This is a genomic window from Nonomuraea sp. NPDC050790 (genome assembly GCF_044456745.1).
GTDB lineage: Bacteria > Actinomycetota > Actinomycetes > Streptosporangiales > Streptosporangiaceae > Nonomuraea.
Window position 1 is genome coordinate 276,072 of the sequence record NZ_JBITGF010000003.1, and the last position, 24,308, is coordinate 300,379.

The 24,308-nt window shown below is 71.0% G+C and carries 23 protein-coding genes; 9 read left to right on the forward strand and 14 right to left on the reverse strand.

The features are described from left to right. Positions 1–25 precede the first annotated feature (25 nt). Positions 26–463, forward strand: coding sequence for a MarR family winged helix-turn-helix transcriptional regulator (locus ACIBEJ_RS16160; protein WP_397183501.1), 438 nt, complete (start codon positions 26–28; stop codon positions 461–463). Here the strand turns inward: ACIBEJ_RS16160 and ACIBEJ_RS16165 are convergent. The 12 genes from ACIBEJ_RS16165 to ACIBEJ_RS16220 form a co-directional block, all read right to left on the reverse strand. Then, positions 460–1,380 (reverse strand): hypothetical protein, encoded by a 921-nt coding sequence (locus tag ACIBEJ_RS16165; RefSeq protein WP_397183502.1) that lies wholly within the window; start codon positions 1,378–1,380, stop codon positions 460–462. The genes ACIBEJ_RS16160 and ACIBEJ_RS16165 overlap by 4 nt on opposite strands. Further along, the gene (locus ACIBEJ_RS16170) at positions 1,377–1,955 is read right to left on the reverse strand and encodes a hypothetical protein (protein ID WP_397183503.1); all 579 of its coding nucleotides are present in this window, start codon (positions 1,953–1,955) and stop codon (positions 1,377–1,379) included. Before ACIBEJ_RS16170 ends, ACIBEJ_RS16165 begins: the two co-directional genes overlap by 4 nt. After that, positions 1,952–4,705 (reverse strand): BTAD domain-containing putative transcriptional regulator, encoded by a 2,754-nt coding sequence (locus ACIBEJ_RS16175; protein ID WP_397183504.1) that lies wholly within the window; start codon positions 4,703–4,705, stop codon positions 1,952–1,954. The genes ACIBEJ_RS16170 and ACIBEJ_RS16175 overlap by 4 nt, the downstream gene beginning before the upstream one ends. Positions 4,706–4,779: 74 nt before the next feature. Then, positions 4,780–5,190 carry a flp pilus-assembly TadE/G-like family protein gene (locus ACIBEJ_RS16180; RefSeq protein WP_397183505.1) on the reverse strand — a complete coding sequence of 137 codons (411 nt, stop codon included), beginning with the start codon at positions 5,188–5,190 and terminating at the stop codon, positions 4,780–4,782. Continuing rightward, positions 5,187–5,555, reverse strand: a complete 369-nt coding sequence (locus ACIBEJ_RS16185; protein ID WP_397183506.1) for a TadE family protein — start codon at positions 5,553–5,555, stop codon at positions 5,187–5,189. Before ACIBEJ_RS16185 ends, ACIBEJ_RS16180 begins: the two co-directional genes overlap by 4 nt. A 10-nt stretch (positions 5,556–5,565) precedes the next feature. Beyond that, on the reverse strand, positions 5,566–5,991 hold the full coding sequence (locus ACIBEJ_RS16190) for a TadE/TadG family type IV pilus assembly protein (RefSeq protein ID WP_397183507.1): 426 nt from the start codon (positions 5,989–5,991) through the stop codon (positions 5,566–5,568). After that, a complete protein-coding gene (locus tag ACIBEJ_RS16195; RefSeq protein ID WP_397183508.1) occupies positions 5,975–6,208 on the reverse strand; it encodes a hypothetical protein in 234 nt (77 codons plus the stop codon). Before ACIBEJ_RS16195 ends, ACIBEJ_RS16190 begins: the two co-directional genes overlap by 17 nt. After that, positions 6,208–7,128, reverse strand: a complete 921-nt coding sequence (locus tag ACIBEJ_RS16200; protein WP_397183509.1) for a type II secretion system protein — start codon at positions 7,126–7,128, stop codon at positions 6,208–6,210. The genes ACIBEJ_RS16195 and ACIBEJ_RS16200 overlap by 1 nt, the downstream gene beginning before the upstream one ends. Then, a complete protein-coding gene (locus ACIBEJ_RS16205) occupies positions 7,121–7,993 on the reverse strand; it encodes a type II secretion system F family protein (protein WP_397183510.1) in 873 nt (290 codons plus the stop codon). Before ACIBEJ_RS16205 ends, ACIBEJ_RS16200 begins: the two co-directional genes overlap by 8 nt. Further along, positions 7,993–9,261, reverse strand: coding sequence for a CpaF family protein (locus tag ACIBEJ_RS16210; RefSeq protein ID WP_397183511.1), 1,269 nt, complete (start codon positions 9,259–9,261; stop codon positions 7,993–7,995). The genes ACIBEJ_RS16205 and ACIBEJ_RS16210 overlap by 1 nt, the downstream gene beginning before the upstream one ends. Beyond that, entirely contained in the window at positions 9,258–9,974 is a 717-nt protein-coding gene (locus tag ACIBEJ_RS16215) for a hypothetical protein (RefSeq protein ID WP_397183512.1), read from the reverse strand. Before ACIBEJ_RS16215 ends, ACIBEJ_RS16210 begins: the two co-directional genes overlap by 4 nt. Before the next feature lies 1 nt (position 9,975). After that, positions 9,976–10,629: a hypothetical protein gene (locus ACIBEJ_RS16220; protein WP_397183513.1), complete on the reverse strand. Its 654-nt coding sequence runs from the start codon at positions 10,627–10,629 to the stop codon at positions 9,976–9,978. Positions 10,630–11,858: 1,229 nt separating this feature from the next. Between ACIBEJ_RS16220 and ACIBEJ_RS16225 the strand changes: the two genes are divergently transcribed. The 5 genes from ACIBEJ_RS16225 (at position 11,859) to eccB (ending at position 20,797) form a co-directional block, all read left to right on the forward strand. Further along, positions 11,859–17,018, forward strand: coding sequence for an FtsK/SpoIIIE domain-containing protein (locus tag ACIBEJ_RS16225; protein ID WP_397183514.1), 5,160 nt, complete (start codon positions 11,859–11,861; stop codon positions 17,016–17,018). 265 nt (positions 17,019–17,283) lie between these two features. Continuing rightward, a complete protein-coding gene (locus ACIBEJ_RS16230) occupies positions 17,284–17,562 on the forward strand; it encodes a hypothetical protein (RefSeq protein WP_397183515.1) in 279 nt (92 codons plus the stop codon). Then, positions 17,555–18,541 (forward strand): hypothetical protein, encoded by a 987-nt coding sequence (locus ACIBEJ_RS16235; RefSeq protein ID WP_397183516.1) that lies wholly within the window; start codon positions 17,555–17,557, stop codon positions 18,539–18,541. Before ACIBEJ_RS16230 ends, ACIBEJ_RS16235 begins: the two co-directional genes overlap by 8 nt. Further along, the gene (locus tag ACIBEJ_RS16240; protein WP_397183517.1) at positions 18,525–18,941 is read left to right on the forward strand and encodes a YbaB/EbfC family nucleoid-associated protein; all 417 of its coding nucleotides are present in this window, start codon (positions 18,525–18,527) and stop codon (positions 18,939–18,941) included. Before ACIBEJ_RS16235 ends, ACIBEJ_RS16240 begins: the two co-directional genes overlap by 17 nt. Before the next feature lie 437 nt (positions 18,942–19,378). Continuing rightward, entirely contained in the window at positions 19,379–20,797 is a 1,419-nt protein-coding gene (gene eccB / locus ACIBEJ_RS16245) for a type VII secretion protein EccB (RefSeq protein ID WP_397183518.1), read from the forward strand. Between the two features lie 191 nt (positions 20,798–20,988). Here the strand turns inward: eccB and ACIBEJ_RS16250 are convergent, their stop codons facing one another. Then, positions 20,989–21,807 (reverse strand): hypothetical protein, encoded by an 819-nt coding sequence (locus ACIBEJ_RS16250; RefSeq protein ID WP_397183519.1) that lies wholly within the window; start codon positions 21,805–21,807, stop codon positions 20,989–20,991. A 9-nt stretch (positions 21,808–21,816) separates the two neighbouring features. Continuing rightward, positions 21,817–22,902 carry a hypothetical protein gene (locus tag ACIBEJ_RS16255; protein ID WP_397183520.1) on the reverse strand — a complete coding sequence of 362 codons (1,086 nt, stop codon included), beginning with the start codon at positions 22,900–22,902 and terminating at the stop codon, positions 21,817–21,819. A 338-nt stretch (positions 22,903–23,240) separates the two neighbouring features. Here ACIBEJ_RS16255 and ACIBEJ_RS16260 point away from each other — a divergent pair, with 338 nt between their 5' ends. The 3 genes from ACIBEJ_RS16260 to ACIBEJ_RS16270 are packed head-to-tail and all read left to right on the forward strand — an operon-like array spanning position 23,241 to position 24,302. Beyond that, complete coding sequence (locus ACIBEJ_RS16260; RefSeq protein WP_397183521.1) at positions 23,241–23,576, forward strand: WXG100 family type VII secretion target; 336 nt, start codon at positions 23,241–23,243, stop codon at positions 23,574–23,576. 33 nt (positions 23,577–23,609) lie between these two features. Beyond that, entirely contained in the window at positions 23,610–23,918 is a 309-nt protein-coding gene (locus tag ACIBEJ_RS16265; RefSeq protein ID WP_397183522.1) for a WXG100 family type VII secretion target, read from the forward strand. An 18-nt stretch (positions 23,919–23,936) separates the two neighbouring features. Further along, entirely contained in the window at positions 23,937–24,302 is a 366-nt protein-coding gene (locus tag ACIBEJ_RS16270) for a hypothetical protein (protein WP_397183523.1), read from the forward strand. The last annotated feature ends 6 nt before the right edge of the window (positions 24,303–24,308 follow it).

The window sequence follows — 24,308 nt, forward strand, 5'->3', positions numbered from 1 at the left end:
ACACAACGAGCTGGGAGGTCAACTCATGGCCATCGCCGACGACGCCGTGGAGGCGCGGGCCCAGGGCTGGCGTACGCTCGCCGCGCTGCACGCCAAAATCGAGGAACGCCTGGAAAGAGCGCTGCAGAAGGAGCACGGGCTGAGCGTGAGCGAGTACACCGTGCTCGACGTGCTCGCCCGGCAGGACGGCTGGCACATGCGCATGCAGCAGCTCGCCAGGGCGGTCGTCCTGAGCCAGAGCGCCACCACCCGCCTGGTCACCCGGCTGGAGAACCGCGACCTGCTGCGCCGGTACCTGTGCGAGGACGACCGGCGCGGCATCTACTCCGAGGTCACGCCCGCCGGCCGCGCGCTGCTCGCCGAGGCCGGTCCGACGCACGACGCCGTGCTGAAGGAGGTCCTCGACGAGGCCGCACGGCTACCCGAGCTCGCCCCGCTGGTCCGGGTGATCGCCGAGCACTAGGGACGGACCGTGCTCTGAACCTCCCCCACCGGCACGTCGCGCTGCGCCTGGACCTCGACGGGCGCGTACTGGAACGGCACCACGTCGTCCGCGACCTCCACCGGCCAGACGGTGGTGACCGTGAGCACGTACACCTCGCGCCGCTGGTCGACGGAGGACTGCAGGTAGCGCACGCCGCAGGTGAACTCCCCGCCCTTCACGTACGGCTTGCCGCTCGTCCCGCACTGCTCGCGCACCTCGGCCCGCCGCTTGTCCTTGGTGCCAGGGTCGATCTTGATGTCCTCCAGCGTCGCGGTCACCGTGGCCGACATGACGCCCGGGATCGAGGCGGTCACCGACCGGGTCGTCTCGCCGACGCCGTCCAGCCACACCCAGGTGGGCAGGTTGACGTAGCTCTTGGCGTCGGGGTTCAGCTTGACGTTGGGCTCCGGTACGGTCAGCGCGGCCCTGGCGATCTCGGCCAGCTCGGCCAGCGTGATGCCCGAGGGCGGGGTGGTGCCCGGCGGAACCCAGACGAACTCATCCAGACCGCCCCAGCACGCGCGTCCCCGCGAGTCCGCCTCGTTGTAGGCGGGCGTCCACCAGCGGCCCGGCTGGCCGATCTTGTCCTTGAACTGCTTGAGGAACTTCTCGAACTCCTCCTCGGTCCCGTTCGGGTTCATGCGGAACCAGTACGCCCGCACGTCCTCCTGGGTCTTCAGCATCTCGTCCGCGCCGGGTCCGGGTTCGTACCAGCAGGGGCGTTTGAGCTGGTAGCCGTCGCTCTTGCCGCCCTTCACCCCGTTGCCGGTGATGACGATCTTGGAGTTCTCCAGCCGGACGCCGGCGGTGCGGCCGTCCTGGAAGCCTTCGCCGCGGGTGCCGCCGGGGTCGAGCAGCAGGAATCCCGCGGCCAGTACCGAGAGCAGGCGGTTCATCGGTCACACCCTTCGCTGCTGTGGCGGAAGTCCTTGACCCGCCAGACGCCGTCGTCGCCGCGGTGCGTGATCGCGGCCTGCAAGTAGGTCTCGCGCGTCCACGAGGGCTGGCGCGTGTAGGCCCGGCCGGTGCTCTTGGAGATCAGGCGCAGGCCGGTCTCGTCCACGCACGCGTTGATCTGCGCGCCCTCGCCCATCCGCGCGCTCACGGTGAGCGCGTAAAGCTTCGCGGTGCCGGTCACCGAGCTTCTGGCGAAGCCCCTCACCCAGTCGTAGGACTCCTTCGCGGCGGGCCCCTCGACCTGCTCCAGGTAGCCCTCCTCGCCGCTGACCACCGCCCGCCACGAGTCGACGTAGTAGTCGGTGAACGTCCTGAGCAGCGGGTCGGGCGCCGCGGGCCACTCGACCCGCACGGTGAGCTTCTCGCCGACCTCGATCGTCTCCGTGACCGGCGTCGGTACGGCTGTCGCCGCCGAACCCGAGGGAGCCGGAGCGGCCCTGGGCGTGTAGACCCGTTCCGGCTGCGCCGCGCACCCGGCGGCCAGCAGGCCCAGCACGATCAGCAGGCGCCTCATGCCGACGACTCCCTCACGATGTGGATCCGCCAGGACGGCAGCAGCTCGTCGATGAGGGCCTCGGTCTCCGGCGCCATCCCGCCGCCGTACGGGTGCGACGACGACCTCCTGGTCAAGCCGTCGACGACGGCGCGCAGCCGTACCTGGTCGCCGGTGGCGTGGGTGGCGCGCAGCAGGTCGCGCCAGAGGCCCTCGTCGTCGGCGGCCAGCAGCAGCCCGGCCCGCGCGGCCGCGACGGCGGCGTCGGGGTCGCCGTGCGCGAGGCGGATCTCGCACAGCCGGTGGGCGGCGTCGGCGACGCCCGCCGCGACGTCGTACTCCAGCTCGTCGGCGGCCAGCCACGCGTACCTGCCGGGCGGGCGGCCGCTCAGCAGCGGCCCTCGGACCAGGCCGAGCGCCCGTTCCAGCAGTACGGCCCGCGCCGTCGTGTCCCCGTGCGAGCGCCTGACCAGCTCGCGGAAGAGCACCCAGTCGGTACGCACGCCCGGACCGAGCCGCAACCGCCCCGCCTCGTCGGTGAACAGGTGCTCCGCGCCCAGCCAGTCGGCCACCCTGGCGATGGTCGCGTCCCTGACCATGGCCTGGACGCCGCGCGGCCACAGCACGCCGCCGAGCACCACCGGATGCACGCCGCCGGGATGGGTGGCCAGGTAGATGAGCAGTTCGACGGCGATCGCCATCCGGCCGGGCTCCAGCGGCTCCGGGCCGATGATCTCGATCGGGCCGAGCAGCCTGATCTCGACGGCCGGCGGCTGCAGTTCCTCCAGCGCCTCCGGGTCGGGGACGGCCTCGCCGTCGAGCTGCTCCGCCGTACGGAAGAGATCGACCAGCGCCTTGTAGTGACGGCGCGGCAGGAGCTGCGCGGCCACCTCGAAACCCAGCTCGGCGATGCGGGCGCGGCCGTCGTCGGTGATCTCCAGCGTCCAGGTGGCGTGCGGCGACTCGCCCGGCACGACGTATCCGGCGGTGTCCTTGCGGGCCAGCAGCGCCAGGCGGCGCGCCTCCTCCTGGGTGGGCGCGACCGCCGACAGCAGGAAGTGGGCGTCGCGCGGGCTGCCGTTGACGCGACCGGTGAGCACCTGCTCGCGGGGCGCGGCGGTGGCCTCCAGCTCGGGCAGCACCTCGGCGAGGCTGCCCACGGCCTTGATCCGGTCGGGGGCGATCGCGGTCAGCTCCTCGCCGAAACCGACCAGCGTGACCCGCATCCGGTCGGACCACCGGTTGGTGGCCAGCTCCACGGCGATCGCGCCGAGCGCCGCGGTCGTCTGCGGGCCGCGGATGTTGATCAGGCCCTGCGCCGCCTCCAGGTCGATCAGCACCCGTCCCGAGTCGTCCGTGCCGAGCGAGACCAGCCCCGGGTACGGCGCGCCGCCCTGCTGGGCGGGTCCCGGGTCGGTCAGCAGGCGGCCCTCGTGCGCGTACAGCCGCCACACCTGGCCGCCGTCCTGGACCGTCCACGGAGCGGGCGGGTCCTTGTCCGGCGGGTGGATCCACAGGTCGAGGTGGCGGGCGGACAGGTGGGCGGCGTAGACGGTGGGCGGCGTGCGGTTCTGGGCGGCCAGCTCCACGCCGAGCAGGCGCAGGCCGAGGTCGAGGATGCGGGCGCCCGGCGCGTCCGCGCCGAACCGCAGCGCCACCTCGGCCTTGGCGGCGTCGTCACGCGGACGCACCACGCGATGGCCGAACGCGCGCCGCCACAGTTGTTCGCGCCTGCGCCTGCCCAGCACCACCAGCAGGCCCGCCGCCGCGAGCGCCGACCCCGCCAGGTAGTCCACCAGGTCGAGCCCGGGGCTCAGCTCCTCCTGGGGCGCTCTCTCTCCCGAAATTTCCGGCTCACCGGAAATTTCCGGCTTTTTCGTGATCTCGGGCTGGGTGGTGGCCGGGGTGTCCTTTTTGCCCAGCGGCGCCTGCTCCCGCGTGTCCGACTTCGCCACCTCGCCGGACTTTCCGGACACCCTGCCGACCGGCTCGGCCCGTCCGGGATGCTCGTGGAGCGTCTCCACTCGCCCCTGCCCGGCGGGCACGACGTGCACGTTGCGCGCGTCGTCCGGCATGTCCAGCACCCAGCCCGGCCTGATCAGGTCGGCCATCCGCAGCCGGGTGCCGTCGGGCTGCTCCTTGTTCTGGTTGAGCCGGTAGATCTCCGGATATCGCCGCCCGTCGCCCAGGCACTTCTCGGCGATCTCCCACAGGCTCTCGTGGTGGCGGCCGTGCGGCGGCTGCACCACGTACACCTTCTTGGCCTTCTTCGTCGTCTCCGCCTCGACGATCGGGGCGGCGAGCGCGACCGTGGCCACCGGGGCCGAGACGGGCGGCGGCGCGCCCAGCCGGGCGATCGGCACGACGGCCGCGGAGGCGGTGAACAGGAGAAGCACAGCGGAGACCAGCTTGTTCGCCAGCATCTGGGTGCCGCCCGACAACGGGACGCGGGCGGGCATGCCGACCCGTCGTACCCCCGCGTAGACCTCGACCACCACGCAGACCAGCAGTTGGAACCAGGCCAGCCACACCAGCAGGACCATCAGCGCGACGATCGTGCTCGGCCCGACGCGGCTGGTCAGCAGGTCGAGGTCGAGCAGTTCCGGGGTGATCGGCGGGCCCGCCAGCACGAGCAGCGCGTACGGCACGCCGCCCACCAGCGCGACCAGCACCACGAGCGCACCGAGCCCGGCGACCACGTCACCCGCGGTCCGCCTGGTCGGGATGCGCACGGGCGCCCGTCTGGACCGCACCGGCTCTCGCGTCGGCATCGCCTCTCCCTTCTCGCTCAAGCGTTGTCATGAACGGCCCGCCCAGGCCAGCGAGTGGCCGGTTTCGGTCTGGATCATCTGGCGTCCGGCGCCGCGGTGGCCTCGCCCTCCATCTCCGATCCGGTGAAGCCGAGCGCGCCCAGGAAGAAGGCGTTCCAGCGGACGGTCACGGTGACGCTCACCTCCGCGCCGGAGACCGTGCACTCCCCGCGCGCGACCTCGTCGGCGTCGTGCGCGGTGACCACCTCCTCGGCCCGCTCGCACACCTCGCTCTCGCCCATCAGCCGCGCCTCGCCGGTGGCGCGCAGGTGCTCGACGTCGACCCGGTCGGCGCCGGCGCGGGCCGCCTGCTCGGCGATGTCGGTGGCGCGCAGCTTGGCGTTGATCGCGGCGCCGCCGTCCACGAGCAGCCCGGCCAGCAGGAACACCACGACGGAGAACAGCACGGTGAACACCGACATCGAGCCCCGGTCGCGGCCGCTCACTCGACCCTCCTGAACTGCTCAAGCGGCACCACGGAGGACCCGGTCAGCCGTTTGGTCCCGCCGAACCCGAGGAAGCCCAGGTCCAGCTCGCAACTGACCTCGGCGCGCACCTGCCCGCCCTCGGTCCACTCCGACCCGGACAGCGACACCTCGTGCGACTGGCAGCGGCCCTTGAGCGCGTGCCCGGCCGAGGACTTCGCGGCGTTCTCGGCGCTGTCCATGGTCCGCTGGACCGACGCGGCGCGGGCGGAGTCTCTGGCCGCGCCGTTCACCTCGCCCTGGGCCTCGACCAGCCGGCCCGCGCCGACCAGGAACATGAGGAAGAGCAGGAACACCGGCGCGAGCATGACCGTCTCGACCGCCATCGACCCCCGGTCACTCCTCATCGCAGTCCTGCCCGCCGTCGTCGGGGCGGAAGCACTCGACCGGCCCGCCCGAGGTCGCGCTCACGGTGAACGCCAGCTCGGGCAGCAGCGGGATCACCTGTACGGCGCTGCCGGTGACGGTCACCCAGCGCTCGTCCGGCTCCCTGGTCGAGGTGGTGGCCTCGGCGTTCGTGAGCAGGCGCGGGCCGATCGCGCCGACCACCGCCTTCGCCTTGGCCATGGCCGGTTCCTCCCAGCCGCCGTTCACCGGCGCGGCCCTGGCGACCCGCGCGCCCTCCCTGGCCGCGGCCTCGGCCACCTGCCTGCCGTGGAACCAGAGCGCGACCTGCACGATGAGCAGAGCGACGGCCAGGATGACCGGCATGAGGAAGGCCAGCTCCACGACCGTGGCGCCGCGCTCATTCCTTGCCGCCACCGCCGCCGCCGTTGCCGAAGCTGTTCTGGATCTCGCTCTGCTTCTGCTCGACCAGCGTCTTGATCAACGTCGCCAGGCCGAGCGCCACTCCGGCGATGATCGCGGTGATGATCACCCATTCGACGGCCGAGGCGCCGCGCGAGGGTGCGGTGCGGGCGCGGTGGATGCGCACCCCGAGGTAGGCGACCAGGTAGACGACCCACGGATGGTTCAGCATCAGGACCCCAACATCTTCATAGCGGCGGGAAAACTGAGAAAGATCACGAATCCGGCGCAGAGCAGCAACTGGGCCACGAGCATCGACTGCGAGCGCTCGCCCGCGCGGCCCTCGATCTCGGCCAGCTCGCGGCGGCGCAGAGTGGCGGCGCGGGCGGTGAGCGAGGCGCGGACCTTCGCGCCGTCGTCGGCGACCAGGCCCAGCGCCGCGGACAGGTCGCGCAGCTCGTCGACGTTGATCTCCTCGCCGAGCTGGCCGAGCGCCTGCCAGGGCGTGATGCCGACGATCCGCGCGCCGCTCAGCGCGTCGCGGATGCGCGACATCGCCCAGTTGGGCTGCTCGCCGCTGACCGACACGGCCATGACCAGCGCCTCGGGTACGCCCCGTCCGCCGGCCAGGTTCATCGACACGAGGTCGAGGAAGGCGCCGACGACATGGCGGAAGTCACGCCTCTTCGCCGCGGCGTCACGCCGTATCTGCAGGTCGGGCAGGAAGAAGAAGACCACGGCCACCACGACGGCGGCCCAGAAGGGGATCGCCAGCGAGGTGCCCCACTCCATGAGCACCAGCCAGCCGAGCAGCACGGGAAAGGCCAGCAGCCCGGCCGCCGCGAGCAGCACCTTCGTCGCCAGGAACCCCTCGAACGAACGCCCGACCAGCGCCAGGTCCGCCCTGATCGAGCGCGCCTCCCAGCCCCGTGCCCGCAACAGGCGGGCCAGCCGGGCGCCGAGCCCGCGGCGGAAGGCGCTGACCTCCTCGTCGGGCAGGACGAGCTGCAGCCGGGGCGCGCCCGCGTCCTCGCGGACCGCGTCCAGCGCCAGCAGCCGCGCCACCAGCCCCGGCCTGGCCGGGAACAGCGCCCGCAGCAGCAGGAACGCGCCCAGCCCGAACGCGCCGCCCGCCAGCACACCCTCAACCATGCTTCACCGCCTGGGGTACGTCGGCGGCGACGACCTGCGGGGCCAGCAGCCGCGTCGGCTTGTCGAACCTGGCCAGGCGGCGCATCCACGCGAACCCGGCGCCGAACAGCCCCGCCACCACGACCAGCACCGCCTGCCCCAGCCACGAGCTGTACTCGCTGACATAGGACGGGTTGAACACCACCAGCAGCCCGGCGAAGACGAGCGCGGTGATCACCACGATCTGCACGCTGCGCCGGGTGGAACGTCGCTCGGCCTCGACCCGGCGGCGCATGTCCAGCTCCTCGCGGGCCGAAACGGCCAGCGCCCCCAGCACGTCGCGCAGGCCGGGCCCGCGCAGCCGCGAGTTGAGGATGAGCGCCGCCACGACCAGGTCGGCGGAGGGGTCGGACAGCTCGTCGGCGAACAGCCGCAGCGCGTCGGGCAGCGCCATCCGCGTGTGGAGCCGGTCGACGAGCGCGCGCAGGTGCGGCCTGAGCATCGGCGCGGCGGCCCTGATCGAGGCCGGGATGGCCTGTTCGAGCCCGGCGGCGCCGGCGATCGTGTCGCGCAGCGACTCGGTCCAGGCGGCCAGACCTTCGAGGCGGCGCATCGCCGCGCGTTCCTCGGAGGCGCCTCCCGACAGCCCGCGCCACGCGAACACCAGCAGCACGGCCCCCACCGCGACCACCGGCCAGCCGGTGACGACCATGATCAGGGCGGCGCTGACGCCGGCGATGGCGGTGCGCGTGGTCAGCATCCTGATGACCTCGCGCTTGGGCCTGCCGGGGTGGGGGCGCAGGCCGTACAGGGAGAGGAAGAGCAGGAACAGGCCGCCGCCGGTGGCGGCGCCCGCGAGCATCGTGAAGGGGTCGAGGTTGATCATCACCAGCTCCCCAGGTCGGCCTGCACGGGAGCATGGGGTACGGCGAGGCCGTCGGGACCCGGCGCGAAGATCTCGCTCGACAGCACGCGGCCGTCGCAGCCGTTGACCTCGCGCACGCTGGAGACGTAGCGGCGCAGGCTGCCGCCCTGGTCGTAGTCGTTGTGCTTCTCGATGAAGACGACGAAGTCGATGGCGCCGGCGATGAGCATGTGCGTGGCGTCGATGGGCAGGCGCTCGTTGGCCTGAAGGGCGTAGGTGGCGATGCGGTTGAAGACCTCCATGCTGGAGTTGGCGTGGATGGTCGACAGGGAGCCGTCGTTGCCCTGAGTCATCGCGTTGAGCATGGTGACGATCTCGTCGCCGAGGACCTCGCCGACGATGACGCGGCTGGGGTTCATGCGCAGGCTCCTGCGAACCAGCTCGGCCATCGTGATCTCGCCCTGGCCCTCGGAGTTGGGCAGGCGCTGCTCGAAGGCGACGACGTTCGGATGGAGCTCGGGGAACTGGTCCAGGCCCAGCTCCAGGGCCCGCTCGACGGTGATGAGGCGCTCGCCGGCCGGGATCTCGTTGGCCAGGGCGCGCAGCAGCGTCGTCTTCCCGGCGTTGGTGGAGCCGGCGATCATGATGTTCTGGCGGGTGCTGACGGCGGCCTGGAGGAACCTGGCGATGTCCGGGGACAGCGTGCCGTTGCCGACCAGGTCCGACAGGAACACCTTGCCCAGGCGGCTGCGGCGGATCGAGACGGCCGGCCGTACCGTGACGTCCATGACGGCGCTCAGCCGGGAACCGTCGGGCAGGCGCAGGTCGAGCTGCGGGTTGGCGGTGTCGAACGGGCGGCTCGACAGGCCCGAGTAGGCGGCCAGGATCTGGATGAGCTCGACGAGTTCGTCGTCGGAGTCGGCGACCGGCTCGTGCATGGATTCGCGGCCGTCGGCGTAGGAGACGAAGACCTTGTCGTGGCCGTTGATGTCGATGTTCTCGACCTCGGTGTCGTCGAGAAGCGGCTGCAGGCGGCCCACGCCGAACAGCGCCGCGTGGATGCCCGCGGCCAGCCCCTCCTCCTCCTCGATCGTCGGCGGGGTGCGGCCCATGCCGATCTCGCCGCGGGCGTGCTCCTCCAGGACCTGGGAGATGAGCGCCCTGGCGAACTGGCGCTCGTCCTCGCCGGACATCGCGGGCAGGCCGTTGGCCTGGTCGATGCGGCGCTGGTGGGCCAGGCGGTCGCCCACCTCCTGGCGGAAGCGCTTGACGAGGGAGTGGTCGATCACCGGTAGCTCACCAGCCGTCCCGCGAGGTCGCGTGCCGTACGGATCAGGAGGGAACGGTCGAGGCGGCCGCCCCACTGGCCGCGCAGCAACTCCGCGCCCTTGGGGTCGTCGGCCAGGCCGTGGACGAACTTGACGTTCTGGGCGACGACGCGGCGTACCTCCTCGATGGAGGCGCGGTAGCGGCGCGGGTTGGCGATCACCACGACGCCGTGGGCTTTGGTGATGGACAGGCGTTCGCGCAGGTGGGCGACGTGGTCGAGGCTGGGCCTGGTCAGCAGGACGGTCGTCGCGGCCTCGTTGATGAGGTCGTTGACCTGGGGATAGGTGCCGAGCCTGCCGCAGTCGGCGATGACGTCCGCGTTGGGCATGCCCGCCAGCGAACGGCCCAGCGGCCCCCACAGCCAGGTCAGCCCGGCGGCCTGCTCACCGTGGGTGAGCCCGGCCAGCACGTCGAGCCCGCCGACGATCTTCTGGGTGTGCTCGTGGATCTGGGCGGGTTCGATCCCCCTGCGGGCGACGGCCCCCAGGCTGAGCAGGCCCTTTCCGGGGTTGAGCACGCCGCCGTCGGCGGCGGGAAGACGGTACGCCAGGTCGCCGCCGGCCGGATCACACTCGGCCAGCAGCACCGGCCGCGGCCACACGGCGGCCAGGGCCGTCGCGGCGGTGGTGACGCCCGGCGCGCCCTTGTCGGCGGCCAGCACGATCAGCGCCACGTCAGCGGGCCCCCGGGAGTTCGGCCACGGCGATCTCCCCGCTGGAGGCGTAGCCGACCACCTCGGCCGAGACGGCCGTGTCGACGATCACGGTGACCAGGCCCTTCTCCCCGACGCCGTGGACCAGCGCGCTGGCCGCCAGCACCCGGGACCGCTCGGCCCCGCTGCGGCCCGGCACGTGGACGACCTGGACGCGGTCACCCTTGATCAGGCCCTCCGGCATCTGCCCGGGTTTCAGCGCCAATCCCACCTTGGCCTTTCCGGGTCCTAGCTCTTGGCTGGCGTTTATCCCCATTTCATTCGTGAGCAAGGTGCCGGGAAGGATGGTCACGGCGGCGAACGATTTGATCACCAGTCCGCGCTGCGACCACGGAACGTAGTCAATGCCGGTGTCGGCGATCTGGACTTCTTCCAGTGCCTGCTCGGTGAATTGCTGGCCTGCCCCGATCTGCTGGGTGATCCGGACCGCGGAAATGCGGTCGCCGCTGCGCATCACCAGGAGGGTGGTGGCGAGTGCGCCGCCCAGGATGAGGAGGACGGCGAGGGCGGCCAGGGCGGGCTTGCGCTCGCGTGGGGGCACGGGGAGCTTGCGCTCGGCGGAGAGCGCGCCACTTGGCCCCGCCGAATTCACGGCGGGTTTCTCACTGGTCCTCATGGGTGGGGGGCTCCCATATGCGAAATTGTGGAATTCACGCCATTATGTGCATCCACGTGCGGGAGTGGGGCGCGAATGCGGTGACCAATGCTCGTTTCGCAGGTGGGGGCCTGTCAACACCAAATCGGTAGACCGGTTGGGTTGGGTTGGTTGATTCAGACCGAAATTTCGTGATACAGAGCGCAGAAATCACAGTGGTCACTGGTGTCACAGTGCGGGGGATCTTGAGGGCTTTTTGGGGATCTTCGGAACGGGGTCGGGTTGTGGGATGCTGCGTGGTATGGGCGGTCGGGTGCGGTTGTTCCTGGGGCGGCCGGGTGTGCGGGCTTTCGTCGGGCGGGCGGCCACCTTGCGGGTGTCGCGGAGGGTGGCTGGGCGGTTGCGGCGGGCGGCCAGCGGGTTGGCCGCGGTCACGTCGGAGGTGGACGCGTACGCCGGCCTCCTGGAAGAAAAGGCCGACGCCCTCCACGCCAAAACCCAACCCCCCAAATCCCCCTAACCCCCCGCTCCTGCCACACACACCCCCACCCCCACGCCACACGCCGCCCCCTCCCCGCACCACACCCCCTCCCCGCACCACACCCCCTCAGCCCGCACACCCCCTCAGCCCGCACACCCCCTCACCAGCAGACCGCCTCAACCTGCGCCCACCCGCACCACCCCACGCCACCTCACCCGCGCCGCGCCTTGGCCGGCCCCGCTCCTCGCCACGCCCCACCCTCGGCCGCGCAGTCCGACGCGCGCCAAACCCCGCCTCACCCTGCGCCACCCCACCCCACGCCGCTTCACCCGCACCACATCCCGCCTCCTTCCGCATCGCCCCACCCACCCTGCGCCCGCCCCCCAACGCGTCTCGCCCCACTCTCGCTCTGGCCGCCGCACTCCACCCTGGGCGTCCCTTTCATCCCCTTTCCGCTTTCCCCTGGGCTCTCGGGATCGACAGATCTGTCACACTCCGTAACCGGTCATCTGCAGCTACCCCGCCCGCAACCCGCAACCGCCCCAATCCCCAAGCTCCCCCTGGCCAAGGCCCTGGTCACAGCGACCGTCCACAGGGTTGTCCACAGGACATGTCCCAAGACTTGGCAAAATCTCCAGATGTTTTCCACAGGCCCCACCCGTTGTCCACAGGCGAGCCCGATCATGCCCGTGCCGTCAATCCGCGGGCCTAACCTCACTTCTGGCGTTACCGTGACGCCGAGGTCCGACCCCCTGCGAGGAGACGGCACATGCGGATCATGCTCACCGTGCTCGGCGAGCACGGCGACCGTGACGTGGTGGTCGAGCTCGACGACGGCGTCACCGTGGCCAGGGTGGCCGAGGCCCTCGACGGTGGGCGGGAGCCGCTGGCCAAGGTGGTCAAGCTGCCCAGGTCCCGGGCTCCCTATGGGATGTCGCCGGCGCCGCCGTACCCGCGCCATCATGAGCGCGCGATCCCGCACGTGCCCGAGCAACGCGAGCCCGGGCGGGGCGACGGGCTGGGGCAGGAGGGGCCGGCGCTGTGGCGCGGCGGGCGGCAGGTCGACTCAAGGGCGCTGGCCAAGGCGGTGCTTCACGACGGCGACCGGATCACGCTCGACCGCCACCTGGCCCGCCAGACCGTCAACGAGGAGCCGCTCGGCGTGGCCGAGGTGCGGGTCGTGGGCGGTCCGGGGGCGGGAGCGGTCCATCGGCTGAGCCTGGGCTCGCATGTGATCGGGTCGGATGCCATGTGCGCGATAGCCGTACCGGATCCTGTGCTGGCGCCTGAGGCGGCGACGCTGCGCATCACGCCCGAGGCGATCACGATCGAGCCCGCGCGCAGGGAGCGGCCGCCGGGCCCGCAGCGGCGGCGGATCAAGGGCCGCTACGCCGAGGAGCTCGCCGAGCTGGCCGAGCGCGACGACCAGCGCGAGGCCGATCGGTGGGAGGCGTCGGAGCGCGCGCGCTACCTCGCCCCGCCCGACGACGAGTTGCGCGCGGTCTGGCCGGGCGGTCCGCCCGAGCTCGACGGCAGACCGCTGACCGAGGCGACCGACTGGCCCGAGCACGCGTTGCTGACGTGCGGGTCGTCGGTGTTCGCGCTGGGCGCGGTGGAGCCGCGTGACGCGCACCTGGCCCCGGCTCCCGACGGCGGCGTGGCCTACAACCGTCCGCCGAGGCTGCGACGCCCCGAGCCGGAGCGCAGGTTCGAGCGGCCCGCCGAGCCGCGCAAGAACGAGGGGATGCGGCTGCAGTTGCTGGCCGCTTTCCTGCCCGCGGTGCTGGGGGTGGTGCTGACGCTGGTGCTGGGTCAGTGGTACTTCCTGCTCATCGCGCTGATGACCCCGCTGATCATGATCGGGCAGTGGTGGAGCGACCGCCGCCACGGCAGGAAGCAGCACCGCCAGGCGATGCGCGAGCATCAGGAACGGCTGGCCGAGTACGAACAGGCCGTCGAGCGGGCCCGCGCCGCCGACGAGGTCGCCCGCCGCTCCGACGCCCCCGACCCCGCCGAGGTGCTGCTGACCGCGACGGGCCCGCGCAGAAGGCTGTGGGAACGCCGCATCCACGACCCCGACGCCCTGCGCCTGCGGGTGGGCCTGGCCGACCTGCCCGCCAACCTGGAGCTGGCCGAGGAGAGCGGCGGCGGCCGGCTGGACCCGCCGCTGTGCGCCAGCGTGCCCGTGGCCCTGGCCCTGCGCAGGCTGGGCGTCGCCGGCGTGACCGGCCCGCGTGACACCTCGACCGCGCTGGCGGGCTGGCTCATCGGTCAGGCCGCGACCCTGCACAGTCCGCGTGACCTGGCCGTGGTGGTGCTGTCCGCGCACGCCGACGGCGAGCGGCGCTGGAGCTGGGTGCGCTGGCTGCCCCACTGCGCCCCGCGCGGCGGCGAGGACTGCCTGGTCCTGATCGGCGCCGACCCCGACTCGGCCGCACGCCGCGTGTCCGAATTGGCCGCCCTGATCGACGAACGCCAGAACACCGCCATCCCCGAACTAGGCAAGATCCCCACAGGCTGGGACGACCTGGGCGGCCCGGAACCACCCGCCTTCTCCACCTACGACGAGCGCCCCTACGACGTCCTGGTCCTCCTCGACGGCGCCCAGGCCCTGCGCGGGCTGCCCGGCATGCCGCAGGTCCTGCGCCACGGGCCGCGCGCCGGCGTCTACACGCTCGCACTCGACGAGGACCAGCGCCTGCTGCCCGAGGAGTGCGCGACGGTCGCCGCCTGCGGCGCCGATGGTCTGGTACGGCTGCGCGGCGGCGGCCTTGACGCCATCGGGCCGGTGCTGGCCGACCAGGTCTCCGCGCAGTGGTGCGACCGGCTGGCCAGGTCGCTGGCGCCGATCCGCGACGTGAGCAGGGACGATCCGTCAGGCAACCTGCCGGAGTCGGTACGCCTGCTTGACCTGCTGGGCCTGCGCACGCCGACCGCCCAGGACGTACTCGCCGGATGGCGGGACACCGGGTCCACCAGGGCGTTGATCGGAATGGGGCCCGACGGCCCGTTCCCGATCGACCTGCGGGCCGACGGTCCCCACGGGCTGGTCGCGGGCACGACGGGCGCGGGCAAGTCGGAGCTGCTGCAGTCGCTGATCTGCTCGCTGGCCGTGGCCAACCGGCCGGACCAACTGGCGTTCGTCCTGATCGACTACAAGGGCGGGGCGGCGTTCAAGGAGTGCGCCCGGCTGCCGCACACGGTGGGCATGGTCAGCGACCTCGACGGCCACCTGACCCGGCGGGCACTGGACTCGCTGGGCGCGGAGATCAGGCGCCGCGAACGCCTGCTGCTGGAGGCCGGTGCCAAGGACATCGACGACTACACCACCCTCCACCGCCCACCACCTGACACCCGCCCACCAAACGACAACTGGCCGCCACGCGGTAGCGGACCACTGCACGCTGACCGGCCATCCCATGGAAACCGCTCACAACCTGGTGGTAGGCCATCCCAGGGCAACTGGCCGCTGCACGGTGATGGGCCGCCTCACGGCAACCGGCCGCTTCACGGCGAGCGGACGTCGAGCGGGAGGCGGTCGCCTCTGGCTGATCGGCTGCCGTTCGGGAGGCCGTACGCGGTTTCCGCTGTGGATGGGCCGGATCCGGGGCTGCCGGAGCCGGACCGGGCGGCGATGCCGCGGCTGGTGCTGATCATCGACGAGTTCGCGGCGCTGGTGGCGGAGCTGCCCGACTTCGTGACCGGGCTGGTCGACATCGCAAGGCGGGGCCGGTCGCTGGGCATCCACCTGATCCTGGCCACCCAGCGCCCCGCCGGGGTCGTGACGGCCGACATCCAGGCCAACACCTCCCTGCGGATCGCGCTGCGCGTGACGGAACCGGTCGAGTCCTCCGACGTGATCGACCTGCCCGACGCCGCCCACATCCCGAAGTCGGCGCCGGGTCGCTGTTACGTGAAGTCGGGGGCTGGGGCGGCGGTAGCCGTACAGACGGGTCGGGTCGGCGGTCGCGCGCCCGGCGCGTCCACGGACGAGGCGGGCAGGCGGCGCGCGGTCCGCGTGGTCGAGCTGGACTGGCGCACGCTGGCCAAATCCCTCCCCCCGGTCCAGGAACCGACGGAGACCTCGGCCGTCACCGACCTCACCCTGCTGGCCGACGCCGTGACCGAGGCCGCCAGGCTGGCAGGCGTACCGCCCCAGCCCAGCCCATGGCTGGACCCGCTGCCCGACCGGTTCGTCCTCTCCTTCGACGCGAACGACCGCACCACACCCCCAGCGGACAAGCCCCGCGAGACGGGACCGAAGTGGGACGAGCCCCGCGAGGCGGGACCGAAGTGGGACGAGCCTCGTGAGGCGGAGCCGCCAATGGGCAAGCCCCTTCAGGGGGAGCCGCCAATGGGCAAGCCCCTTGAGGCGGAGCCGAAGTGGGGCGAGTCGCGTGAGCCCGAGCCGCAGGAGTCTCGTGAGCCGGGTGAGTTCCGTGAGGTGGAGCCGCTGGTGTTCGGCACCACCGACCGCCCGTGGGCGCAGGACCGCCGCCCGCTCACCCTCGACCTGGCCCACGGCGGCCACCTGCTCGTCGCCGGCGCCGCCCGGAGCGGCAGGTCCACGGCGCTGCGCACGATCGCGGGCGCCATAGCGGCCCACACCTCCCCCGCCGACGTACACCTGCACGCGATCGACTGCGGCTCCGGCGCCCTCCTCCCGTTGGTCGCCATGCCGCACTGCGGCGCCGTGGTCACCCGCGACCAGCTCGACCGCGTCGAACGCCTCCTGTCCCGCCTACGCGCCGAGGTGGGCCGCCGCCAGCAGATCCTCGCCGAGGCCGGCCACGCGTCCCTGGCCGAATGCCGCCAGGCGGGACACCGGCTGCCATGGCTGGTGCTCATGCTCGACCGCTGGGAGGGCTACGTGGCCGCCTTCGAGGCGTATGACTACGGCCGCCTGACCGAGGCCATCCTCCAGCTCCTGCGCGAGGGCCCTGCGGTGGGGCTGCGGGCGGTGGTGACCGGCGACCGTTCCAGCCTGCTCGGCCAGGTCTCCACGGTCTTCGACGACCGCCTGATCCTCCGCCTGGCCGACCAGGCCGACTACGCCCTAGCCGGCCTGCCCATCAAAGACCTCCCCGCCGCGATGCCACCCGGCCGAGCCCTGTCCACAGGCGAACAAGGCGTAACCGAAAACCAGATAGCCCTCCTGACCGAGGACCCATCCGGCCAGGCCCAGGTCGCGGCCCTGCAAACACTCTCCAGAGCCGCCACCACGACCGACCTGGACGAGGACCTCCGCCCGCTGAGAGTGGACGCCCTCCCCATGCGCATCACCGCCGAACAGGCACTGGCCCTACGCCCCTCCTTCACCGCCCCATCCCCCCTGTGGGCGCTCATCGGCGCAGGCGGCGACGCCCTGACCCCCATGGGCATCGACCTTCTGGCCCACGGCCCAGGCGCGGTCATCGCCGGCCCACCCCGATCCGGCCGCTCCTCAGCCCTGCTGACCGCCGCCCGATCCCTGATCGCCCAGAACACCCCGGTCATCGCGATAGCCCCCCGCCGCAGCCCACTACGCGACCTGGAAGGCGCGGCGGCAGTCCTGGACGGCAACGGCACCGGCCTCCAGGACCTGGTGGCCCCGCTGACCGGCTACGTGGTGATCGTCGACGACGCCGAACTCATCAACCCCGACGCCCCGCTCGGCATGGCCCTCGACGACATTCTCCGCACAGGCAGAGACGGCGACCACGGCCTGATCATCGCCGGCGCGACAACCGACCTGGCAACGGCCTACCGAGGCTTCGTAGCCGAGGCCCGCAAGTCCCGCACCGGCCTGCTCCTGTCCATCCAGAGCCCCGCCGACGGCGACCTTTTCACGGTACGGCTACCGCGCGGCGCAGTAGGCGGCCCCCCGGGCCGCGGCCTCCTCCTCACCATGGGCACCACCACCCCCATCCAAACCGCCCTCCCCACCTGACCGCTGTCGGGAACGCGTCAATGGGACGTAGGGACGGCGTCAAGATCGTCGAAGTGGTGCGGACGGGGTGGTTGGGTTTGGCGGGAAAGGGGATGCTATGTCGGATATCGGCAGACTGCTCAATCACCACCAACCGCGGCCCAAAGGGATCGGAAGGGACCGAGGGCTAGCTGTACTGACCACAGAGGTTAGGCACGGGGATCGATCGTTTTGGCATGAGGAAGGGCCTCCGGGTTACCGAGAGGCGGGGATGGATCGGGGGCGGGTGCGGCTGCTGGCCGAGGACTTGACGGAACAGGGGCTGCCGCCGCTGGCCCAGGCGCTGGAGAAGATCGTGGGGCTGCGGGCGGTCGAAGCCACGCCCACCGCGTTCACGCTGAGCTTGTTCGCCGCCTGCACCGAGGCTGAGGGGTATCTGGCCCAGCGGGTACGGCGGCGCGTGCAACGGGTCTCGGAAGCCGGTGCCAAGTTGATGGACGGCCGACGGAACTGGAAGCGGGGCGAGGACGCCAGCACGGTGTCGCCGGGGACGTTCGATGCCTGATCCGTGGCAGCGCGTCCCGGAGTCGACTGTCACCGCGCTGGGCTACGGGAAGTACCTGGCACATGCCAACCTCGGCCTCGCCACCGCCGCCTGCGCGGTCGTGTGGGGCGGGTGGCCGTTGCTGGGCAAGCTCTATGTGCATCAGTACGACACCGGTGCGCTGGCGGCGGCGTACCAGGTGCTTGAGGACGCGGCGGGCGACCTCGCGGCGGGACGGACGAACATCGCGGACCTCGTCGCCGGGCTGAGCGCCGAGCAGTGGCCGGGCGAGGATCGCCGGGACTTCGACGCCTGGATGCGTACGCTCGGGAGCGATCTGCTGGCCGAGGAGATGTCGGCACGGCTGCTCGGGATCCTGCTGCTGGCCGCCGCTTCGTTGTTGTTCGCGTTCATCGTCTACACCTCGGCGGTCGTGTTGCGGTTGGTGTGGCTTGCCGTACAGGTGGTACGCGCGTCGTTCGGCGGCGGGGCGGGGTTTCTCGCGGCACAGGTGGCGGCGGGCCGGCCGGCTCGCGTCCTGTACGCGCAGTTCCAGGCACAGGAGGCGCGGCTGTCGGCGGCGCTCAACGGACTCGCGGCGACCATCGCGGCCGGACTCGGGGCCAAGGTCACCAAGGACAGCCTGACCGGCGACCGGCAGGGGCTCCTCGACCTGCGGCAGGCGACGATCAATCAGGGACCGGCGCTGGTGTGGGGGTTCGCCAGCCATGTGGAGCGCAATCTGACGGCGAAGATGATGACTGGCCGTTCGCCGCTGTTCTCGGCCCGCGACGCCCGCGCGGGAACCGGTCCCAAGGGCCAACCCCGCCCAATCCCCACCTCCCCCCACGAACTCACCCCGAACCGGTGGCAACTCGGCGCCGCGGCCAAGGGCGCCATGGACGTGATCAGCGGCCGCATGCCCACCGGCTTCCTTCTGTCCGATCGCTACGAGAGCGGCGCGTACCAGGGATACGAGGACATTGAGCGACGAACTTAGACAGTCCTTCGGCTTCGACCCCGACGAGCTGAACGCATTCACCGCCGACTTCCTGACCGTGCTGAGCCGGACCCAGGAGGAGATGTCAGACCTGGCCGGCAGCGGAAGGTCCGCCGACGGCCAGGTGACGGTGTCGTTCTCGGAGCAAAGAGGCGTCCACGACCTGAAGATCGGCCCCCGCGCGATGCGACTGGGCGCCGAGGTCCTGGCCGAGACGATCATGGAAGCGATCACCACTGCCCGCACCGACCTCCGCGCCAAGGCCACCGCCCTGGTCACCACCGCTCTGGGCGACACCTCCTCCTTGGACGACACGGTGACCACCCTGTCAACCGCCGCAGAGGACGCCTTGGCCCGCAGCCTCCACAACACCACAAACCTCACCAACCACCTCCCCTAGCCACCCCCACCCTCTCGCCAGTCGGGCCTCCCCGACCGCACCAGTCCAACCTCTCCGGCCACCCACCTCCCGACCAGCCCTTCACCGGCCGGGCGGACGGGCAGGCATAGGGCCGCGCGGGCGGACGCAGGCCGGACAGGCAGGCAGAGCCCGGGACGGACGGGCAGGCGCAGGCCGGGACGGGCAGGCAGGCAGGCGCAGGCCGGGACGGGCACACAGGTAGGCGCAGGCCGGGCAGGCAGGCGCAGACCGGAGACGGGTGGGCGGGCGCAAACCGGACAGGCGGGTCGGGATCAGGCGAGTGACTGCCAGGCGGGCGGAGGCCAGGCGGGTGGGGATGTGGAGGGGGTGGTGGGGTGGGAGAAAGGTGGGTGTTGTCCTGGGAAGGGTGGTTCACCACTACTCTGGGGCGCGTCGTGTGATCGGGGAGAGGTGACATGCAGACCAAGAAGGACCTCTACCAGGCGCACCGGCTGATGCAGCAACGCCTGGGCATGGCCCTGCTGCAAGCCGAGCCGGATGTGCCGGAGTCGCCCCTGCGCCGGCAGAACGTCGCGATGTTCGGCGGGATCCTGGTGGCTGTTCTGATCATGGCGGTCTTCGGGATCTGGGGCCTGGTCAGTCCGGGCGGTGCCACCAAGCTCACCGAGCCCGGTCAACTTCTGGTGGAGAAGGAAACGGGCGCCAAATACGTCTACAGCCAGAAGCAGAGCAGGCTGCTACCGGTCGCGAACTATGTCTCGGCACGCCTGATCCTCGACACCCCCGACGTCAAGACGCGCAGCGTGGCCACGGCGTCCCTGGACGAGCTGGCCAGGGGCCCGCTGGTCGGCATCCAGGGGCTGCCGGACTCCCTTCCGCCGCGGGACAAAGTGGTCAAGGCGCCCTGGTCGGTCTGCGTGGTCGACGGACCCGACCCAGCGGGCGGCGTGAAGCAGTACACGACGATGATCGGCGGGATCGACGTCGGCGGGCGGCCGGTCGGCACCGGCGTGATGGTGGTGATCGACGACCACGGCCAGAAGTGGGCGATCTGGAACAACCACCGCATGCGGATCAACGACTCCGGTGTCAGTGCGCTCAACACCAAACCCCGCAAGGTACCCGCCTCCTGGCTCAACGCCGTCAAGGTGGGCGTCGACTTCGCGGGGCCGAAGGTGCCGGAGCGCGGCAAGAAGGTGAGAGGCCCCGACGGCAAGGTGACCGCGGTCGTCGGCCAGGTGTTCAAGGTGCCGTCGGTGACCGGCGGCCCCGCCCGCTGGTACGTCCTGCTCAACGACGGCCTGGCCGCCATCACCGAGACCCAGGCCCTGCTCCTGCTGGAGGACCCGGCCACGAAGAAGGCGTACGGCAACCGCAGCGCCCAGCCGATCCAGATCGACGCCGCCTCCGCCAACGCCTCCCCCTCACGCCAGCAGATCTCCGGCGCCGGACTGCCCGAGACCCTGCCCAAGGCGATGACACTGCCCGCCACCGCACCCCTCTGTTCGGTGTACGGCGGCACGCTGAAGGGTTCCTTCGCCGCCCAGATCACCGCGGGCAGTTCGCTGGCCCTGCCGACCCCGGCGTCAAGTGGCGGCCAGGACCGGGTGGACCAGATCCTCCTGCCCCCGGGCACCGCGGTCGTCGCCGGACAACTACCCGGCGAGGGGCAACTCGGCTCCATCACCACGTACTTCCTGATCAGCGACCAGGGCATCCGTTACCCGCTGCAGTCCGGCGACCAGATCGCCAAGCTCGGCTACGAGGCCGCCGACATCGCCCCGATGCCCAGCAACCTCCTGCAGCAGATCCCCACCGGCCCCACCCTCGACCCCGCCGCCGCCCTCTCCCCCCTGGCCATGGCCCGCAGGTAGGGCCCCGGGACAACCACCTGGTTCCCGGCGTTGGTGACCCGCGGTCTCGGGCCTTGGCGGCAGGCAGGGTCCAGGCGTTGGTGACCCGTGGTCTCGGGTCTTGGCGGCAGGCAGGGTCCAGGCGTTGGTGACCCAGGCTCCCGTCGCTGGTAGCGGAGCCTTGGCAGGGCGGGGTGGTAGGCCTTGGGCTGTTAGAAGCCGATCTCGGGGAGCACGCTTGTGTCCGGGGCCGGCACCTTGGGCATCGGGTCGTCGCCGATCGTCAGTTCCGCGGGGTCCCAGACGGCCTTGGCCTCGATGAGGGAGGGCGGCTTGGGGGTGACCGCCATCATCGACGGCAGGTGCTCGCTGAACTGACCGACGATCGTGGAAGCCAGCGCCACCAGCGCGGTGACCTTCCACATGGCCTTGGTGTGGGAGCCGAACATCTTCCCGAGGGCCTGGCCCATCCTCAGGCAGATCTGCGCGGCGTTCATGTGAGCCTGCGCGGCGACCGGCGGGAAAGCCGAAGAAATGCCCACGTACGTCGCCAGAGCCATCAGCACGTACGTGATCGCTTCGATGAACAGCAAGGCCGCGTGGTAGACCTCCGCCGACACCTTGAGGGCGGAGCCCGTGCCCCGCGTCTGCTGGTCCACCTTCTGCAGGGCCTCGTCGAGCACCTTCGCCTTCGCCGCGAAGGCCTGGTACGACTCACCCACCCAGACCTTGTCCATGCCCACGTTGGCCACCATGTTCATGATGTCGCCGCGCAACTCCATGATGCTGGTGGCCATCGGCGGGTGGAACTCCTTCTGCACCGGCTTGCCGCCAAGCAGGGTGTTGGCCTCGTCCACGAAGGGTTTGCTGATGTCGTGCCACTGATCGGCCGCCTTCACCATCATGGCGGGATCGGAGATCATCAGGCCCATGATCCCCACGATGGGTGTCGCGTAGGGCAGGAGCACGCAGCAGCCGCCGGCCACGATGAAACAGTTGCGGAAGCTTTCAAAGTCCGACTCGTAGGCCATCTGTGTCGGTCACTCCTTGCCGAGTACGGGCGGTGCGATGTCCTCGTCGCCGCCCCACACGCCCTCGTCCTCGGCGAGGTACGTGGTGCGTTCACGATCCTTGTCGCCTTCGCCTCCGGCGCCCGCGCCGCCCATCGGGGCCATCGGCATCATGGGCATGCCGCCGCCGTTGAGCGCCTTGGCGATGCTGCCCATGCCGCCGGCTCCGCCGAGGCCGTTGACTCCGCTGCCCGCTCCCGCTCCGCCCCTGCCGAGGCCCGTGCCGAGGCCGGTGCCGTCACCGGTGGTGAGGCCGTTGCCCGTGGTGGGACCGCCGGGCAGGCGGGCGTCGGGGAGCGCGCGGTTGGCGAGGTTGTCCAGGTCGGGGGCGCCCGGAACCTTCGGGTCCACTCCGGCCAGGTCGGTCTTGGCGTCCTGGAGCTTCTTGTCCAGCCCGCTGGTGTCCAGGCCCGGCGGGTTGCCCGCGTTGTCGAGACCCGGCGGCGGCTTGATGTCCGGAGGCGGCGGCTGCTCGGGGTACTTCGGGATGTCCGGGACGTTTGGTTTGTCCGGTTGCTTGATGTCCTCTAGGTCTTTGCCGGGGTCCTTGATGTCGTTCGGGTCCAGGCCGTCGAGGGGCGGCTTCTTGCCCATGTCGCCAAGGTCCTTGGGGATCTTCATGCCGTCCCCGGGGCCGCCCATCTTGTCCAGGCCGCCGGTGTCGATGCCCGGCCCGCCGGGGGGCTTGATGCCGCCGGGGCCGCCAGGAGGCTTGATCTCGGGACCGCCGGGACCCTTGTCCAGCTTGCTCGCCTTGTGCGCCTGGTCGACGTGGTCGGCCACGTCCTTGAGCGCCTTCTTCCAGGACTCCACGACTTCCTTGCCGTCGGCGAGGGCCTGGGCCGTCCTGTCGACGGTGCCACGGTGGGCGACGTTGATGCCGCCGCCGACCGCTCCAAAGGTGAACGGCGGCATGTCGATCACCTTGGCTCTGTCGCTGAGCGTGATGAAGTCGCCGCCCCTGCCGCCGATCTGGCCGCCGGTCTTCTCGACCTTCTCGGGCTTCATCTCGAAGCCGGGGTCCTTGGTCTTGGGGTCCGGCACGGCGGAGGACATGGAGGTGAGCCCCGCGAAGGGATCAGATGAGCCAGAGTCCGCTGGTTCCGCCACTATGCCCCCAATAGCCGGTCACATCCATCACGTACGTTACGCCCATCCCACGCGTGCCGTACAGGAAACTTCCGGACATGCGGCTGATGGCCGTGGATATGGCCCTAAATGGCACTGAACTGGGACAACGCTAGATCGACGCTGAATTGTTATGGAGAGTTAACCTGATCTTCCCGGCACGCTGCGACGTATGGTGACTAATGTGACCAAAGCGCCGACATTGTCTGACGTTGCATGTCAGCGGGGCGATCAAGGCGCTACCGCGAACCACCCGAAGGAGAGCCGTGGGAGCCGAGCCGCAGACTCAAGTAAGCCAAGCCGACCTGACCGCCGCCATACACCTGATCGAGAAGGCGGCCGAGGACATCCGGAAGATTCAGCTGAATCTCGACATGGCCGGCGCCTCCCTCAAGAGCAACTGGGTCGGCGAGTCGCACGCCGCGTTCAACGCCGTCCACATCAAGTGGCACGAGCGCATGGACGTCATCCTGGGCAGCCTGCGTCGCCTCGCGGCCAGCATCCAGGGAAGCGGCAAGAACTACGCCGAGTTCAACCGCGAGCGGACCGAGGCGCTGAACAGCATCGCCAACCTGATCAACCAGGCACCGGTCACCCGCTGAACCCCGCCCTAACCTCCCACCACTGGAGTTCACGTGTCTGAGGACATCTACGACGTAACAAAGATCAACTATGGGGGCCTGTCCGAGGGCGAGACCGAGTTCGGCACCGCCTTCCGCAACCTGGTCACCACGCTGGAGACCCTCCAGACCGAGCTCGACAAGAAGACCGCGATCTGGCAGGGCGAGTCCAAGGTCGTCTACGAGGGCGTCAAGGTGCTCTGGCAGACCGAGGCCAGGGACCTGGCCCAGTTCGTGGACCTGCTGGCCAAGAACATCAACATCACCAGCATGAACATGCGGCAGGTCGAGAAGGTCAACTCCCAGATCTTCGACGGTCGCTAAGGACGGCAAGGGGGGAACGTGCCGGAATCTGGCGGTGTCGACGTCAGCCGCGCGGCGATCAAGAAAGCGCGGAAGGACCTGGAGGAGGCCCTCGGGCTGCTCGATCCCAGCAACCCGAACGGCACCACGACCCCTGGCATGAAACCGGTCCTGGCCAAGGACGGGTACGTGACGCAGCTCAACGCGAGCCCCGACGCGCTCGCGGGCTTCTGGCCCGCCGCCCTCGGGTTCCGGCAGAGCACCGCCCAGGGAGTCGCGGCGCTCACGGCCCAGTACGCCAGCGTCAACATGCAGGTCGGTCACGCCATCGTGCTGCTCACGCAGGCCTTGAAGAACTTCGACGACTTCGAGACCGGCGGAACGGGGAAGACGGCCCAGGTCTAGGCCTGA

What these genes read in the sequence shown, in the direction of transcription:
- ACIBEJ_RS16160 (WP_397183501.1), top strand. Translation starts at nt 26, where the DNA reads ATGGCCATCGCCGACGACGCCGTGGAGGCGCGGGCCCAGGGCTGGCGT.
- ACIBEJ_RS16165 (WP_397183502.1), bottom strand. Translation starts at nt 1,380, where the DNA reads ATGAACCGCCTGCTCTCGGTACTGGCCGCGGGATTCCTGCTGCTCGAC.
- ACIBEJ_RS16170 (WP_397183503.1), bottom strand. Translation starts at nt 1,955, where the DNA reads ATGAGGCGCCTGCTGATCGTGCTGGGCCTGCTGGCCGCCGGGTGCGCG.
- ACIBEJ_RS16175 (WP_397183504.1), bottom strand. Translation starts at nt 4,705, where the DNA reads ATGCCGACGCGAGAGCCGGTGCGGTCCAGACGGGCGCCCGTGCGCATC.
- ACIBEJ_RS16185 (WP_397183506.1), bottom strand. Translation starts at nt 5,555, where the DNA reads ATGGCGGTCGAGACGGTCATGCTCGCGCCGGTGTTCCTGCTCTTCCTC.
- ACIBEJ_RS16195 (WP_397183508.1), bottom strand. Translation starts at nt 6,208, where the DNA reads ATGCTGAACCATCCGTGGGTCGTCTACCTGGTCGCCTACCTCGGGGTG.
- ACIBEJ_RS16200 (WP_397183509.1), bottom strand. Translation starts at nt 7,128, where the DNA reads ATGGTTGAGGGTGTGCTGGCGGGCGGCGCGTTCGGGCTGGGCGCGTTC.
- ACIBEJ_RS16205 (WP_397183510.1), bottom strand. Translation starts at nt 7,993, where the DNA reads ATGATCAACCTCGACCCCTTCACGATGCTCGCGGGCGCCGCCACCGGC.
- ACIBEJ_RS16220 (WP_397183513.1), bottom strand. Translation starts at nt 10,629, where the DNA reads ATGAGGACCAGTGAGAAACCCGCCGTGAATTCGGCGGGGCCAAGTGGC.
- ACIBEJ_RS16225 (WP_397183514.1), top strand. Translation starts at nt 11,859, where the DNA reads ATGCGGATCATGCTCACCGTGCTCGGCGAGCACGGCGACCGTGACGTG.
- ACIBEJ_RS16235 (WP_397183516.1), top strand. Translation starts at nt 17,555, where the DNA reads ATGCCTGATCCGTGGCAGCGCGTCCCGGAGTCGACTGTCACCGCGCTG.
- eccB (WP_397183518.1), top strand. Translation starts at nt 19,379, where the DNA reads ATGCAGACCAAGAAGGACCTCTACCAGGCGCACCGGCTGATGCAGCAA.
- ACIBEJ_RS16250 (WP_397183519.1), bottom strand. Translation starts at nt 21,807, where the DNA reads ATGGCCTACGAGTCGGACTTTGAAAGCTTCCGCAACTGTTTCATCGTG.
- ACIBEJ_RS16255 (WP_397183520.1), bottom strand. Translation starts at nt 22,902, where the DNA reads ATGTCCTCCGCCGTGCCGGACCCCAAGACCAAGGACCCCGGCTTCGAG.